We start from the raw sequence: 1,780 nt of genomic DNA, 5'->3' as shown, positions 1-1,780 counted from the left end.
AGTTACACTGTTCTTTAAAAATATGAAGCAATCATCTGTGTGGGCACTCGTACAGGTTGAGTTCTAACAGCTCTTGATTCAGGAGCAAAAAAATTAGAGTCTCAAATGTAACTGAGTGACTTCATAGTCAATTCGATTCGAAAGAATCAAAATCAGAATTCATTGAGCATGGTTTGAAGTTTACTTCAAACAAAAAACTTTTAATTGAAGAGTTTGATCATGGCTCAGATTGAACGCTGGCGGCAGGCCTAACACATGCAAGTCGAGCGGTAACATTTCTAGCTTGCTAGAAGATGACGAGCGGCGGACGGGTGAGTAATGCTTGGGAATATGCCTTAGGGTGGGGGACAACAGTTGGAAACGACTGCTAATACCGCATAACGTCTACGGACCAAAGGGGGCTTCGGCTCTCGCCCTTAGATTAGCCCAAGTGGGATTAGCTAGTTGGTGAGGTAATGGCTCACCAAGGCGACGATCCCTAGCTGGTTTGAGAGGATGATCAGCCACACTGGAACTGAGACACGGTCCAGACTCCTACGGGAGGCAGCAGTGGGGAATATTGCACAATGGGCGCAAGCCTGATGCAGCCATGCCGCGTGTGTGAAGAAGGCCTTAGGGTTGTAAAGCACTTTCAGTAAGGAGGAAAGGTTAGTAGTTAATACCTGCTAGCTGTGACGTTACTTACAGAAGAAGCACCGGCTAACTCCGTGCCAGCAGCCGCGGTAATACGGAGGGTGCGAGCGTTAATCGGAATTACTGGGCGTAAAGCGTACGCAGGCGGTTTGTTAAGCGAGATGTGAAAGCCCCGGGCTCAACCTGGGAACTGCATTTCGAACTGGCAAACTAGAGTATGATAGAGGGTGGTAGAATTTCAGGTGTAGCGGTGAAATGCGTAGAGATCTGAAGGAATACCGATGGCGAAGGCAGCCACCTGGGTCAATACTGACGCTCATGTACGAAAGCGTGGGGAGCAAACGGGATTAGATACCCCGGTAGTCCACGCCGTAAACGATGTCTACTAGGAGCTGGGGTCTTCGGACAACTTTTCCAAAGCTAACGCATTAAGTAGACCGCCTGGGGAGTACGGCCGCAAGGTTAAAACTCAAATGAATTGACGGGGGCCCGCACAAGCGGTGGAGCATGTGGTTTAATTCGATGCAACGCGAAGAACCTTACCTACACTTGACATACAGAGAACTTACCAGAGATGGTTTGGTGCCTTCGGGAACTCTGATACAGGTGCTGCATGGCTGTCGTCAGCTCGTGTTGTGAGATGTTGGGTTAAGTCCCGCAACGAGCGCAACCCCTATCCTTAGTTGCCAGCGATTCGGTCGGGAACTCTAAGGAGACTGCCGGTGATAAACCGGAGGAAGGTGGGGACGACGTCAAGTCATCATGGCCCTTACGTGTAGGGCTACACACGTGCTACAATGGCGCATACAGAGTGCTGCAAGCTCGCGAGAGTTAGCGAATCACTTAAAGTGCGTCGTAGTCCGGATTGGAGTCTGCAACTCGACTCCATGAAGTCGGAATCGCTAGTAATCGCGGATCAGAATGCCGCGGTGAATACGTTCCCGGGCCTTGTACACACCGCCCGTCACACCATGGGAGTGGGTTGCTCCAGAAGTAGGTAGCTTAACCTTAGGGAGGGCGCTTACCACGGAGTGATTCATGACTGGGGTGAAGTCGTAACAAGGTAGCCCTAGGGGAACCTGGGGCTGGATCACCTCCTTAACGATTTAGAACAGATTTGTTCGTAGTGTCCACACAGATGATTGTT

1 rRNA gene is annotated in these 1,780 nt (G+C 50.4%); it reads left to right on the top strand.

The window, feature by feature from the left end:
• Positions 1-201 precede the first annotated feature (201 nt).
• Positions 202-1,734 (top strand): 16S ribosomal RNA (locus tag AC1HJP_RS21095).
• Positions 1,735-1,780: the final 46 nt, after the last annotated feature.

The organism is Pseudoalteromonas sp. NFXS53 (assembly GCF_056629255.1).
This window is presented reverse-complemented; position numbering and strand designations above follow the sequence as displayed.